Consider the following 13,546-nt stretch of genomic DNA (forward strand, 5'->3'; position numbering starts at 1 on the left):
GACGGTCCGGACCGCGCGGCCGAGGCGAGGCAGACGCCTCGCCGCCGGTCCAGGTCTGCCGGCGGCGGTCGCCAACGACAGACAGACCCCGAGACCGACCGCGCACTCACATATAGCAACGCGCGCTGTGAGTCCCTGTGACCGGGGCACGTCTTCTCTTCCGCAGCCACCGAAGTTGCAGTCCGCGGCCCTCCACCGTTGCCGACCCGCCGCCGTCTCCGGACGGAGCGGTCCAGCGATCTTCAGCGAATCCCTACCTACGACAAGGAGTTGCAGCTCACGCTGGTGACGAGAACTGCGACCAAGGGCCAGCCTCGTAAATGCCAGTCGCGAGGCCGGTCCTTCCAGCTCAGTTCCATCCGCTCCCTAGCCAGCGATGGCTCACCGGCTACTTCTGATCCGCCTCGCCAGTACCGCCAGGTCAACGCCTACCTGTTCACTCAGACCCCGCACCTCGGCCGGAGGCGATGTAAGTGGGGTGGTGCGAGCGCCCGGTGGCGGTCCAGGGCACTCGGCGGTCATCGAGAGCGGCGTCCGGGTACCGGACAGCTGATAGAGCCGCCAGACGGCCATCCGCGAGTCGACCAGCACCATCGCCCGATCGACGCGCGCGATGAGCACGGTGCACCGCGGGTTACGGGCCACCGCGACGACGCGGCCGGTTGTCCGCCCGAGTTCCGTCGCCACCCGAGCTGCCGCCCGGTACGCGTTACCGAACTCTCCCTCTACCCACCAGGCGCCCTCATCGAGACGGACGGCCAAACCGGCTTCCGCGAGCGTCGCCCGGGCCTCGGCGTAAGGATCCTGCCTGGTTTCCTGGGCCAGCACGATGGTGTCCCAGAGCTCCCGGGCGCTGACGACGCGGGCGAAGGGCTGGCTGGCGGGGAGGAGTTGCTGCTCGGCCAGCTCGGCGTCGGCCTCCGCGACCCACTCGGACGCGTCCCGCCAGGCGTCGGTAGCGAGCACGTCCGCCTCCCGGCCGCCCTGGAGGTGCGCGCCCTGGCGGAGCGTCGCCATGGCGACCGCCATCAGTGAGTAGAGGTGGTCGAAGGCCTCGGCCGGTAGCTCGTCGAGCATGGCGTCGTCGGGGACCAGCGCCCAGACCAGCCACCGGAGGTCGGTACGCCAGTCCTCGTCCTCCTGCCACACCCCGGCAGCGAGCAGCGTCAGGTACAGCGCGGTGACCGTCATCCGGAGGTGCACCGGCGGCAGGGTGGACCAGTCCTCCTCGACCGCCGGCTCGGCTGCGCAGGCGACCCAGCGGGCTGCGAAGCGGCGGTACCGGACGCGCTCGTCTGGACGGATGTCGGGCACGGACCTGACCGAGGCGGTATCCGGCTCCTCCACCAGGCCGTCGAGCACACCCTCGTCCTCGTCCTCCGTGAGCTCGCTCTCGTCAGTGTCGTCAATGGACCAGCCGGCTGCGGTGGCGTGATTCGTGGCCGACGTGCGCGGGAAGATGAGCCCGGACAGCCCCGGCCCGAGCAGCCGGTCGCAGTCTTCGAGGTAGTCCGCCCACCGGTCACCCGGTGCGACCTCGCTGCTCACTGTCGAGGTCGAGGATGCGGGCACGGACCCGCCGGTCGTGCCGGCCAGCTCCACCAGTCGAGCCAGGTCCGCGGTAAAACGCTGGGCGATCAGCGGATCGGTGAAAAGTTCGTCCGGCTCGTACGCCCGTGATAGCCGCGGTTCGTCGGAGACGTCCCGGCGGGGCCGGCAGCGGGACGGGTCGGTGATGAAGACGGCAGCCGACTCCCGGCACACACCGTCGATCTCGATGACACCGCGGACCGCGCCCCCGCTGAGCTCCGGGACCAAGAAGCGTGCTGTCTGCTGCCCGACGGGCACGGCGCCCACTGCGAGCCAGCTGCCGGGCACTGCCGACGGCGAGGTCTCCACGACCACCCGCTGCGCCGCCGGAGCGGCCAGCTCAACGACGAGCGTGCCGTCGCTCAGCGCGCAGCCGAGGAGCACCGGCGCGGCGCCGACGGGATCGGTCGCCGTGGGCGGGGCAGACGCCAGCTGCCGGAAAGTCGTATCGGGCTGCGGGTCGCCCTCTGGAAACAGCGGGTTGATGTGCGGCGCGATCACGGCAAGCTCGCAGTTGCCGCCCTGCGCGGTGCTGAGCAGCAGAGCGGACGCGGTGATGTTCGCGCTGCCGGTCATTCCGGCGGTCTTGCCGTCGGCGTCCCACTCGATCAGCTTGCCGTGCCGTGCCGGCCCCGGACCCAGCAGCCGAAACTCCCGATCAACGGTCGACTCGGTGGCCCGGACCAATGAGGCGCCGTCGAACATGGCGATCGAAGGCTGCACGGCCACGCGCACCGAGCGTGGTTTGGTCCGGCTGACCAGGGCGCTCACCGCGCGCGCGGGCGGATCGTAGAACGGGGCGGCAAGGCGCAGCTCGTCGATGGGATCCGTAGGCAGCCGTTCCAGCAGCGGTCGCCGCAGGTTGCCGTATGCGCGTACGGGCGACCAGCGCTCGTCGATAATGGCCGGCCGCATCCGGTCAGCCACCTGCCGCAGCGTCGCCGCGATCCAACTCGCCATCCCAACCACGTCGGGCAGGTCGTGCAGCCAATCCGCCACGTCCGCAACGAGCTGGGGCCCGTCCTGCGGGGTGCCGCGGGCAGTCACCCACAGCTCACGGTTGTAGCCCCAGCCCGACAGGGTCGGGTTGCCCGACCCGATCGCCAACCAGACATCGTCGTCGCCGAGCAGCACGACCAGCTTCGGGTGGAATGCGCGCGGGCAGAACGCATGGCCATGCTGGTAGGCCACCCCGGCCCGCCGCACGTCCACCGGGTCATGCACGGCCTGCCCGGCGTCGCCGAGCACGGTGATTCGCGCACCGAGCGCCCGCGCCGTTGGGATGGCGAACTTCTCCAGGAACCCGAGGTCAACCGTGTAGCCGGTGATGACGACCTCGCGTAGCCTCGCTCCGTCGGCCCGGTCGCGCCACTGCTCTAGGAGGGTCAGGGGTGAGCGGAAGGAACGGGACACGTCGCTCATGCCGTCACCTCCAGCAGTTGCCGCCCCCACGGGGTCACAGGCTCCTCCCGTTCGGGCGTGAGCAGGCCGACCTGTACCGCCATCTCGGCGAGCTGGTGGACGCGCAGGCCGATGTTGCCGCTGCCCTCAGAAGAGTCGGCGAAGTACACCCCGTTGCGCTCGTGCAACCGACTGAACAGCGAGATGGTGCCGTCTGGGTTGAACGCCACCTTGCGCAGCGCCACCCGCCGCGACTGGGCGAGCATGTCGTCGACGAGCCGTCGGCCCAACTCGGCGACCGGGCGCTGGGCGAACTCCCGCTGCAGTTGCGCCACCCAGGTGGGGTCGAGATAGGTGGGCCGCCGCCCCTTGAATGTGCGCAGGGTGAGGCCGGTCAGCGAGTCGAGTCGGCGGGCTCCCAGCAGCAGCAACGCCACGTCGGTGACCACGCCAGCGTCGTCACCGAATAGCGCGTCCTCGGCCGGCACTGGGTCGCCATGTCCGTCGACGACGGAAGGTAGGCCGGCCTCGAAGTCGGCAACGGAACCGCCGGGCAGCTGCCCAGCGATCCATTCGTGCAGGTGGCCCCGGGAGGCGTTCTCCGCATCGCGGACCTCGTTGACCAGCGCCGCCCAGAGGTGCCGCCACGCGCCGACGGAGTGGTGCCGGAGCACCACGCCTCGCCATGCGGCGGTGCGCTCCTCGCCAGCGAGCAGAGGGTCCTCCCGGGCCGCCGACCCGTATGCCACGCCGCTGGCGAACGCCTCCAGCCAGGTTTCCGCGTCGGGGTTGAGCTGCCAGGAGCGGGCCAAGATGCGCAGGGTGGCGCGTCTGGTCCGGTCGTCCCCGGTCCACGCCTCGGGAGTGTGTCGACCGTCAACGGTCGCGGTGAACACCTCGCTCAGCGGTTTCAGGTCGGGGGTGTCTTCGTCCTGTTGGAGGCTCAGCCGGCCGAGCGCCGCCGATGGGAGGGACAGGCCAGGCCGACGCTCGGCGGCCTCGATGAGCGGGGCATACATCTCAGTGATCTGCGGTGGACAGTGGTGCCGGCCGATGCGTAACGCACCGCCGTCCACCGCCACCGTGCCAAGCGCAACGCTGGGGCCGTTGTACTGTGACCAGAAGCCCCATGATCGCGGCGAGTAGGAGCGGGCGCCGGAGGCGTCGGCCACCGAGAACTCGTTGCCGCCGTCGGGGACGAGTCGCGCTAACGCGTCCACGCCGTGAGCCAGGCCGCGAGGGTGATCTGACTCGTCGTACTCCTGCGAGATCCGCGCCATGCCGACCTCCGCGCGGCGGACGAGACGTCGGCACGCGTCGCGGTCCAGGTCGACGCGGTCGGCGTGGGCGGCGAGTGCCCAATAGAGGCTGTAGTACCGGGCGTAGCGGGTCACGGTTGAGACGCCGGGGACGAGCATGTCGACGGCGGCCATCACCGGCGCCTCCACGGCGAGCGGGTACCGGCCGGCTCGGGCCAGCAGACCTGGCTCGCACCAGTCCGGTCCCTCGACGATTGACCGGGAGTCGGTCGCGGGTCCAGTCAACGCATCGATGGGTACGCTCGTCATGGCGGCCATCCTGGCTCAGCGGGAGCGCGCAGGGAATGCCCCATCTAGGTCGATCGAGAGCCAATCGGACCGGCCTGGGGTGACGAAATGGGCCTATGGGCCTTCGGAGAACAACCGAGATTGTCGTGCTGAACCAGGGCGGGGTCAACGTGCTGGAGCCGCTCGGCGAGATCGTGGGTGATCAGGTGCTGGTAGATGCCGCGGCCAAGATCGGTCACCCGGGGAAGCTAACCGGTTGACCGGTGGGCCGCTGCCCCTGCTGGAAGCCGCGCCTCTGCTCCAGCCCTGACCGGGTGGAGTCAGATCTCGGGCGGGATCTGCCTCGCCGCTGGTGGAACGAGCAGGCTGTCCCCGGACCCCGTACGTAGGCGTCCGCTATTAGGCTGCGAGGACGAGGTCGCCCGCCAACCCTCGTTGCAGCCAACCTGTGGTTGCTCTGGGCAAAGTCAAGATCCAGGACTATTGGCAGCGCATCACGGTCAGCGCGGACTGCCAAAACGGGTGAGTGACAAGGGGTCCCGCTGGCCGGACTTTTTCCGATATCGTGCGGTCACCGTCAGTGGGGAGGAACGGTGACTTGCCAAGCCAGTGCTTCCGCCTGTCTGCACACCCGACGTGGCGTCCAGGCTGATTGCTCTGCGCTCACCCGCCTCCCTGACGCCGAAGCTCCGCCTCGTTCAAGGATGCGCTGACATGGCGTTCGCGAGCACAGACGGGCCGCTCGGTGACCCTTTTCCCGACGTCCGAGCAGGCAAGGTGCAGGGCCCGGACTTTCAGCGCGACTGCAAGTGGGACGATGCGCGCATCGCCAGCCTCCTTGCAACCATTACCCGCGGCTATTCCATCGGCGTCGTCATAACATTTGAGACCGGCGGCGACGGGTCTCGTTTCAAGCCCAAGCCGCCGCCCTGGGTCCCAGAGCCCCTGGGGCCTTCCGCGCGAGTTATCGGGGGGAACGCTCCGGTCTGCCCGGACCGTGTGCGCGTCGCCTACCCGCTGGAGTCGCCAGCGTGACGAGGCCTGAAGTTACCCCAAGTCAATGGCCGCTCCGTCCCTGGCAGTCAGAGGCGCTGAGGGCGTGGCTACTGGCTGGTCGTCGAGGCGTGGTTGAAGTGGCTACAGGTGGGGGGAAAACGCGGTTCGCCTTGGCCTGCGTATCGGCCATCGGGCCGGAGATCCGCTATGTCCAGATCATCGTGCCTACTATTGCTCTCGCGGATCAGTGGCACATCGCGCTTGAAGAGGATCTCCGTGTTGATAAGTCAGACGTAGCCTCCCTGTCGTCCCGGTCACGCGCCACAAACCTCCGCAGATTCAACGTGTCTGTCATCAATTCGGCGAGAGAGCTAGAGCCGACACTTTGGACCGACGGTAGGTTCTTAATCGTCGACGAGTGCCACAGGGCTGGGAGCCCTGATAACGCGAGGGCCTTAGGTGGCACAGCCTCAGCAACTCTCGGATTGAGTGCGACCCCCCACCGTCAGTACGACGACTACTTCGGGCAGGTGATTGAGCCTGCTCTAGGACCGATCATCTATCAGTACTCGATACAGCAGGCCACGCTTGACGGAGTGCTTTCTCCGTTCCATCTGACGAACGTTCGCGTCCGTTTGAACGAGGACGAGCAGCGGGAGTACGACGCTCTAACCCGGCGGATCGGATTAGCCTACAGGTCTGACTTGGTGTCAGGGGAAGAACGAAGGCCGCGTCTACTTATTCGGCGTGCCCGCGTGGCCAACGATGCGTTGGTTCGCATCCCCGTCGCTGTGAGGCTCCTCGAGCGGCACCGAGGAGAGCGGAGCCTAATATTTCATGAATCTATCGAGGCGGCGGAAGGGATCGCCGACCTGCTATCTACCCGAGGGCACTCAGTGACTCTATATCATTCCGGAATAGGTGCGTCTATGCGCCGTGAAAACCTCCGGCTCTTCCGGCGCGGAGTCTACGACGTCCTCGTTACCTGCAAGGCCCTAGATGAAGGCATTAACATTCCCGAGGTCAGGGTGGCCATAATCGCTGCAGCCTCAGCGAGTGATCGCCAACGAATCCAGCGACTTGGCAGGGTCCTCCGACCTGCTGAGGGGAAACAAGTTGCCGAGGTATACACCATTTACGCAACAGATGCCGAGCAGGAGCGCCTCCGCGCGGAGGCTGAGGGCCTAGCCGGAATTGCAGACGTGGACTGGATGCGAGTAGGTGCGCCTGCGTGAGACTCTATCAGGATGGCGAGTGGTTCGACGCCCTCCCCCCCGGGGCGCTTTATGAGCATGAGTACGAGGGGATCGTCATGCAGCATCGAAACGACTTGTTCCCTGGATTCAAGGGTGCAAGATTTGATCCCGTCCTTGCGACTCAACTGGGGAACGTGCAGCCCGACATGATTCTCATCGACCACGAATATCGATCGATGTTCGTGGTCGAGGTCGAGCTGGCGTCACATTCGCTAACTCGACATGTCCAACCGCAGATAGAGAAAATTGTGTCGGCTCGACTTGGCGAGCGTCATGCCGACTGGCTCTACTCGCGAGAGCCAGGATTTAACCAAGATCGACTTCGCGCTCTCTTTCGAGACGTTCCTCATTCCACAGTTCTTCTTGCAAATGGCCCTACGCCTCACTGGGACGATGGATTGCGGAGCCTGCCTGGCGTATACCGCGCTGTCGTGCAGGTGTTTAGGAGTGCACGTAATCGAACGATTCTCCGAGTCAACGGAGCGCAACCAGAAGGTCCGGGTGAGGTGGTAAGCGTCTTGTCGGCGGGAAGCGGGCCACTTAGGACGTCATACAAGGTGAGCGTACCCTCGTCTGTCGATGCATCTCTTGAAAAACTTGATGCTCACCTTGAGGATCAGCTAATACGATTCCACGTCAGGGTAATGGGGGCGGAGAAATACCTCTTCTCGCGCCCTGCCATTAACGTTCCTGCAGGTGGAGCCCTACTCCTCCGTTCGGCCGGCGGCAGCTACAGAATCGAGATCATCGGATGAAGATTGTTCTGGGAAACGAAGCGATCCGCTCTTGGCGCAGACTTTCGTATAAAGCTTGGTATGCGTTCGCGGAGTTTGTTGACAACTCAACTCAGTCTTTCTTTGACAATAAAGAAGTTTTGAAGCGAGTCCTCGCCGAGGAAGGGCGCCAACTCGAGGTCTACATAACGTATGACAGTAAGTTGAAGGTCATCCGGATCGTTGATAATGCGATGGGGATGAACGAGCAAGACCTCGTCAATTCGTTGTATATTGGCCGCCCCCCTCAGAATGTGAGCGGGCGGAGCGAGTATGGCTTGGGCATGAAGACGGCTGCGAGTTGGTTCGGGAACGTTTGGTCCGTGACAACCAAGAAGCTCGGGGAGCGCGAGGAGCTATCAGTAGTTGTTAACGTGGATAAAGTCGCGGAGGGGCAAGATGATCTCGAGCTTCGGCGCCTAGAGAAGCCGGAGGATCAACACTACACGATTATCGAGATCTCATTACTAAATCACTTCCTAAACGGCTGGGCAATCAAGAATACGCGCGAGTTTCTTGCCAGCATGTTCCGGGAAGACCTAAGAGATGGCTTCCTTGACCTGCGTTTTAACGATAACAAACTGGAGACGCCATTCACGCCAGATGACAGTTCATTCCTCGTAAGGCTTGACGAAACGCCGTATAAGGCCATCGTCAACACCACAATTGGCGGTAAGCCGGTAACGGGATATGTCGGCGTGATGCGACCTGGAGTGGCCAGTCGCCGTTTGGCTGGCTTCAACGTTGTACGGCGAGGTAGGTGCGTCCAGGGTTGGCTTGACGCATGGAGGCCAGAGGACATCTTCGGCGCTGGCGGTCGCAATGACCTAGTCAACCAGCGACTCACGGGAGAGTTGGTAGTTGATGAATTCACGGCGAGTCACACAAAGGACGCGATCCTTTGGCAGAATGATGAAGAAGAGGAGTTGATTAAGTATTTGCAGCAGGTCGCAAATGAGCACGAGCTGATTCACGTGGCCCGTCACCATCGCGGCGAGGATGCCGTCGTGGCTAGTGCGAGTGAGCGGGAGGCGGCACGCGAGCAGATGCGAGCGACCATGACGAGTCCGGACATGGTAGACGCCATTAACGTCGAAGAAGTACCACCAGCGGAGCTGGAAAGCATCGTCGCCGAGCCTCTTCAAGTCGCTGCGTCTGGCGACGAGCCGGACGTTACGATTCCGCTTGGGGGGGACCTTAGAGTGGAGATCTACTGGCACGAGGGCCACATAAACGACCCGTACTACACATACTGGATCGTGGAATCGGGGTCGCTGAAGGTGGCTATCAACGAGTCGCATCCTGGCTACACTGAGCTCGAAAACGCCGCTGCGATTGTTGCCTATTCGAAACACTGCGCATTCGATGCGATTGCTGAGTGGAAGTGTCGGCTAAAGCAATCATCCGTGCAGCCCGAGTCGGTCAAGCAGATCAAGGATCATTACTATCGAGTAAGCGCGGCCATTGAGGCGAAATGAGTGCTGGCGGAAGCGTCCGTAGTTGCGAACGGCTCTAGAGCTAACCGTCCTGCTCGGTTCCCCGACCCCGGCTCGTTTGAGGTAATCCCAGCATGCCGGCCTTCCGGCTTCTGGCGTATCCCCTAAGTTTCGGCTGAAGACCGGATGTCGTCAGGAAGAGGGAACCGCGCTAATCGGCAGCCCACTTGGACACGTCACACGTGGTGCTCCGCCCTGACGTCACACCGTCGGGATGCGCCGGCTCCGTCGTGCGAGGTTGGCGGGAGGGTTCTAATCCCGTTTCCCGGCCGAAGGAGGTCAGGCTGACCCTCGGGGGCAAGCAGAGCCTCTGAGAGGTTCGGCTACCCTCGACCGTGGTCCTCGACCCCGTCGCGGGCCACCCGGCGCTGCGTGCCACAAGAGCGGGTAGCTCAGCGTCTCCCGCAGCATCACCGGCCGCAACGCCTTAATTGGGTGGTTTGGGCGCTGCTCGGCTTCGCGTCGCGGCTTCTTCGCGTGTCGGTCACGCAGACCTGTCGTACCGTTCCCCCAGAATGACAGCGGTGCAAGTTTAGGGAGGTAGTGGACGTGTCGAGAGATGCCCCCGTCCTGGCGAACGATGAAGGTACGGACCGACGGGAGCGGATCGACGGGGAACAGGCCATTTCCGAAGGTCCTGCGATGCACGTCCAGAAGATCCCCGTCGCACTGATTCGTCCGGAAGACGGCCTTGGTCGGAAGCGTGAGCCCGACGGCCACCGTGAGTTGCGCCAGTCGATCGAGCAGTTTGGGGTCTTGACGCCGGTGACGGTCCGCGTAGCGCCCGACGGCTCCGGCGATTACCTCCTCATCAAGGGCCAGGGGCGCACCCTCGCTTGCCGGCTCTTAGGCATCGATCAGATCCCGGCCATCGTCGTCGACGACGATTTCGCCGAGAACGAGAAGGTACAGCAGTTCCTGGTCGAGAATGTGGCGCGACTTCGGATGCGCCCGATAGACCGCGCTCTATTGATCACTCGCGCTCGACAAAACGGCGAGGAGACAGCGGCCGTCGCGAAGCGCTTTGGCGTGTCGGCCGCCACGGTGAGACGGCTCGAAGTGCAACTCGACGGCGCCAGTAATCGGGAGGTCACTGCGCTCAAGCAGGGGAATGTCAACCTAACGTTGCACGCCACCATCACCCGCTACGTGGAAGCCGCTGAGCGGGCCGACGTTGTTGCGGCTCTGGCGCCGTACTCGCTGAGAGCCAAGGAGACCGCGGCACTCTTTGAAGCGTTGGGCTGGCGAGACTTGGTCGAACTGGGCAGCGCTCATCGCATCCAGAGGTTGAAGCTATTGGTCTGGGCGTGTGACACCCTCAGCAATTTGCCGCCCGGTTCGATCCACGAGCGGCTCAGCCATCTCGCTGCATTGCTGCCGATCGACTTTGGCGGCGGCCCGCGTACAAGGGCGGTGGCCCAATGAAGCTTGTTAATCTCGACCCGGCGCAGCTGGTCGTTAGTCACGAACTGAGCCGGTCCGGCAGCGCCAAGCAATTTGAGGATCGCCTGCGCTCCTCGATCGAAGAAATCGGCCTTGCAGAGCCGATCAAGGTGGCACCATTACCGAGTGGTCAGTATTTAGTGGTCGATGGTACGATGCGCCTCCGCGCCATCACGGCGATTCGGGATGCAAACCCCGACGCCTTCAAAACCATTGCGGCTTACGTTACCGACTACGAGCGTCGGTTTGAGATCCGTTATCAGACGGACATCTATCAAGACCTTTTGCCGAGTCAGTTGGCTGCCCTTGTCGAGCACCTTCACAAAACCGAACGGGTCAGGAAGACGGATATCGCCCGCTACATCGGCGTTTCGCCTGCGACTCTGCGCAACTACACCGGTCTCTGGCGACTACTCCAGAGGGGTGGGTTGTTCGCCAAAATTGTTGAGCTGATGGATGTTGGCGTAATCCCGTCGTCCAACCCCTACGCATGGTTACGGCTAACGAGTGACGGCCTAAGGTGCGTGCTCAAGGACAGCTTCTGTGACGGCGAATCTATCGATGCGTGGGTTCAAGGGCGTATCTCGGCTGCTCGACAAGGCAACACTCTGCGGTTCACCACCAACTTCGTAGAGGCTGCTACCGGCGGGCTGGAGCCACGGTTCTACCGACAAGATGAAGATCTGCGCTCGGTGAAACGAGACTTGGGGCTCCGGCGTGCCGGAGATCCTCAACTCTTCGACGTACCGGTCACGCCCGCGGTGAAGTCCAAGACTGAGCGCAACTCTAGGGTGAAACGCGATGTGAAAACGGCGGTCCGCCACCTGTCGAATGTCACTAGGGAGTCTCGCGAACCCGTGTTGCAGACCGCCGCTCGCTCATTAAGGAAGTATCTGCAGTGAGCACCGCAGCTATGGATTGGCTCGAGGACGCCTTCTTTGAGGAGCCGGAGCGAGACTCGATCGATGGGGGCACGACCACAGAGGGCCACCTCTGGCATGTGGCGAATCCCCGTTGGGGCCATTCGATGCACACCATGTGCTCATATCACGGCATGTTCCCCGCCAAGCTCGCCCACTACTTCATTCAGCGCTACTCGCGGCCGGGCGATGTCATTCTCGATCCGTTCAGCGGGCGGGGGACGGTGCCGCTGCAGGCCCGCGTGGAAGGCCGGCGCGCGCTTGGCAACGACCTGAGTCCGCTTGGACACGTTCTGTCACGGGCAAAGGCGAACCCGCCTTCGTGGATCGCTGTGAACAAGTTCCTAGACAACCTTGAGAAGCGCTACAAACGAGCAACTCAAGCCGAACCGGACGTTTCACCCGACATCAGGATGCTTTACCATCCCAATACGCTGCGACAGATTTGTTATCTACGGGATGCGCTGCTTCAGCGACATCTCGACGAGTGGACTCCGGAAGCGGCGATGGTTGCTGGTTCGCTGGCCGGCATCATGCATGGTTCCTTCAGACGAGACGGAACGTCTCAATACCTGAGTATCAGCATGCCCAACACCTTCAGCATGTCGCCGACGTACGTCGAGAAGTTTATCCGCGAGAAGAACCTCATCGCTCCAGATCAAGACGTATTTGAGCGCCTGCGCGATAAGCTGGCACGGCTCTACCTTGATACCGTAGGCGGCCCAGCAGGAAAAGTTTTCTTCGCTGATGCGCCAGGACTGATGCAAAGCGGTGGTATCCAGCCCCACACGGTGGATCTTATCGTAACGTCGCCTCCGTATCTGCAGGTCGTTAATTATGGCACAGCGAACTGGATTCGGCTCTGGCTCCTAGGCATTGACGATGTTGGCCGTGAGCGAGGCCACGGCCGGCAGAAACTCGACGCCGAACTTGACCACCGCCACAACTACGACTCATACCGCACCTTCCTACTGCGCACGCTCCTAGGCATCCAGCATGTGCTGAAGCGCGATGGCGTAGCCGCAGTTGTCATCGGCGACGTCGCTGATCCCGGCAAGGAGGCACTGCCACTTGCAAAGAAAATCTGGGACGACGTCGGGGCGAAAACAGAGCTCCGACTCATCAGTTTGATCGGCGACCGGCTCCCAGTCGAGAACAAAGTTAGCCGTATCTGGGGCGGCACCAAGGGCCAGGCTACTGAGAGGGATTGCATCCTCGTCCTGACGCACCGGGGCGGGGAACCATGGGATGGTCCAGATGCCATTGATTGGGACGAGCCGTACAAGGACGGCGGCCCCGACGCGGCTCATGCTCGCTTGAAGTCGAGATTCAGCACCAGCGACGAACCCACGGCAGTGTGAAGTATGTCTGTACGTCGTCGACTCGTTCCACCGACTTCGATCCTCTAATATGCCAACGCACCACGTTTCTGGCATTCGAACCGAACAGCAAAGGAGGCCGACGAGAGCGCTGGACCTCATCCAGCAGTACCGTCGGTACCTGATTTATCCGAGTCAATCGATTAGGTGACAGAGGGCGCGCTTGCGGCTGAACCGCCGGCGAGGAGAAACCGTTGGCAGCCAAGCCCCAGACGAGTTAGTGCTTCGGTCACCGGGCCGGATTTACCTCATCGAGCAACTTGATCAAGTGATCCTCCGCGTGCAGTAGGGGCATCGGGGCACATCCAAGCCCGCCAAGGGGGCTTATCGAACCTTGCCCCGGATGCGAGCTCACGCACCTCTCGGGGATCGCTGCGCGTTGTTCTTTCAGGTAGCGCGTAGGTCATGGGCGTGTTTGGTGGCGTCCAGCATCTGCCTGAGCATCAAGAACGGCAAACTTTTTCAATGATCAGGACGATCATCGACATCATCGTTCGCGGCGGGGTCTGTGGAAGCGCGCGATTTTCGGCTGTGGGGCAGGAACGGTGGTGGGTCGGTCCTTGAGTGGCCGGTTGTGGGGCGGCATCCTGACGTCGGTGTGGCTGCAACCCGACCAATGACCGTGTTCCTGCTGCGACGGATCTGCGGCCTACGCCGAGGCAATCCGCGGCGCGCCGCAGGCGATGCAGGTCAGCGACCGGTGGTATCTGTGGCACAACCTGGCGAAGGCGGTCGAGAAGCTCGT

Annotated in this window: 9 protein-coding genes; 7 read left to right on the forward strand and 2 right to left on the reverse strand. The window is 63.3% G+C overall.

Going from position 1 to position 13,546, the window contains the following annotated elements:
- Positions 1-381 precede the first annotated feature (381 nt).
- Together BUS84_RS28540 and BUS84_RS28545 are read right to left on the reverse strand one after the other, a co-directional pair.
- Positions 382-3,012 carry a hypothetical protein gene (locus BUS84_RS28540; protein ID WP_074317174.1) on the reverse strand — a complete coding sequence of 877 codons (2,631 nt, stop codon included), beginning with the start codon at positions 3,010-3,012 and terminating at the stop codon, positions 382-384.
- Positions 3,009-4,559 carry a hypothetical protein gene (locus BUS84_RS28545; protein WP_208869749.1) on the reverse strand — a complete coding sequence of 517 codons (1,551 nt, stop codon included), beginning with the start codon at positions 4,557-4,559 and terminating at the stop codon, positions 3,009-3,011. Before BUS84_RS28545 ends, BUS84_RS28540 begins: the two co-directional genes overlap by 4 nt.
- A gap of 693 nt (positions 4,560-5,252) precedes the next feature.
- Between BUS84_RS28545 and BUS84_RS37795 the strand changes: the two genes are divergently transcribed.
- The 7 genes from BUS84_RS37795 (at position 5,253) to BUS84_RS28575 (ending at position 12,783) form a co-directional block, all read left to right on the forward strand.
- Complete coding sequence (locus tag BUS84_RS37795) at positions 5,253-5,573, forward strand: hypothetical protein (protein ID WP_143728539.1); 321 nt, start codon at positions 5,253-5,255, stop codon at positions 5,571-5,573.
- Positions 5,570-6,769, forward strand: a complete 1,200-nt coding sequence (locus BUS84_RS28550; protein WP_074317177.1) for a DEAD/DEAH box helicase — start codon at positions 5,570-5,572, stop codon at positions 6,767-6,769. Before BUS84_RS37795 ends, BUS84_RS28550 begins: the two co-directional genes overlap by 4 nt.
- Positions 6,766-7,545 (forward strand): hypothetical protein, encoded by a 780-nt coding sequence (locus tag BUS84_RS37800; protein WP_143728540.1) that lies wholly within the window; start codon positions 6,766-6,768, stop codon positions 7,543-7,545. Before BUS84_RS28550 ends, BUS84_RS37800 begins: the two co-directional genes overlap by 4 nt.
- Positions 7,542-9,041 carry an ATP-binding protein gene (locus BUS84_RS28560; RefSeq protein ID WP_074317182.1) on the forward strand — a complete coding sequence of 500 codons (1,500 nt, stop codon included), beginning with the start codon at positions 7,542-7,544 and terminating at the stop codon, positions 9,039-9,041. The genes BUS84_RS37800 and BUS84_RS28560 overlap by 4 nt, the downstream gene beginning before the upstream one ends.
- Positions 9,042-9,701: 660 nt before the next feature.
- The gene (locus BUS84_RS28565) at positions 9,702-10,484 is read left to right on the forward strand and encodes a ParB/RepB/Spo0J family partition protein (protein WP_074317185.1); all 783 of its coding nucleotides are present in this window, start codon (positions 9,702-9,704) and stop codon (positions 10,482-10,484) included.
- Positions 10,481-11,404 (forward strand): ParB/RepB/Spo0J family partition protein, encoded by a 924-nt coding sequence (locus BUS84_RS28570; RefSeq protein WP_074317187.1) that lies wholly within the window; start codon positions 10,481-10,483, stop codon positions 11,402-11,404. Before BUS84_RS28565 ends, BUS84_RS28570 begins: the two co-directional genes overlap by 4 nt.
- Entirely contained in the window at positions 11,401-12,783 is a 1,383-nt protein-coding gene (locus BUS84_RS28575) for a DNA methyltransferase (protein WP_143728541.1), read from the forward strand. The genes BUS84_RS28570 and BUS84_RS28575 overlap by 4 nt, the downstream gene beginning before the upstream one ends.
- Positions 12,784-13,546 lie beyond the last annotated feature (763 nt).

It is taken from the genome of Micromonospora cremea, from assembly GCF_900143515.1.
Taxonomy (GTDB): domain Bacteria; phylum Actinomycetota; class Actinomycetes; order Mycobacteriales; family Micromonosporaceae; genus Micromonospora; species Micromonospora cremea.

Coding starts and splice junctions, on each gene's coding strand:
- BUS84_RS28540 (WP_074317174.1), bottom strand. CDS start 3,012: ATGAGCGACGTGTCCCGTTCCTTCCGCTCACCCCTGACCCTCCTAGAG.
- BUS84_RS28545 (WP_208869749.1), bottom strand. CDS start 4,559: ATGACGAGCGTACCCATCGATGCGTTGACTGGACCCGCGACCGACTCC.
- BUS84_RS37795 (WP_143728539.1), top strand. CDS start 5,253: ATGGCGTTCGCGAGCACAGACGGGCCGCTCGGTGACCCTTTTCCCGAC.
- BUS84_RS28560 (WP_074317182.1), top strand. CDS start 7,542: ATGAAGATTGTTCTGGGAAACGAAGCGATCCGCTCTTGGCGCAGACTT.
- BUS84_RS28565 (WP_074317185.1), top strand. CDS start 9,702: ATGCACGTCCAGAAGATCCCCGTCGCACTGATTCGTCCGGAAGACGGC.
- BUS84_RS28570 (WP_074317187.1), top strand. CDS start 10,481: ATGAAGCTTGTTAATCTCGACCCGGCGCAGCTGGTCGTTAGTCACGAA.